Here is a 269-nt window from a genome sequence, read left to right as displayed (position 1 = left end):
GCTGTGGGCGGAGAGATGAAAAACGCGCGCGACGCGGCCAGTGAGCAGCAACGAGCATAACCGGCGGCCAAAGCACAACCCAAACCACAACCGGCGGTCAGCCTTTGCGCCGGACCTTGCCCGCCGTGGCGCTGCCGCTCACGCTCGCTGCGAGCGCCGCGGAGCGCGCATGTTCCGCGGCAAACATGGGGAGCTTCGGGCGATCGGCCTTCGGAATGGGGTCGATCTCGCGTTCCATCTGCGCGCCCGCAGCGGCCGTGGCCACGCGC

The 269-nt window shown here is 69.5% G+C and carries 1 pseudogene; it reads right to left on the bottom strand.

Features of this window, described 5'->3' with window-relative positions:
• Positions 1-97: 97 nt before the first annotated feature.
• A pseudogene (locus tag SB822_RS57555) lies at positions 98-269 on the bottom strand (addiction module antidote protein, HigA family); the annotation flags it as partial.

The sequence above is a fragment of the Paraburkholderia sp. SIMBA_054 genome (genome assembly GCF_046534875.1).
GTDB lineage: Bacteria > Pseudomonadota > Gammaproteobacteria > Burkholderiales > Burkholderiaceae > Paraburkholderia > Paraburkholderia hospita.
The sequence above is the reverse complement of the archived record's forward strand: the minus strand, read 5'-3'. Positions and strand labels throughout refer to the sequence as shown.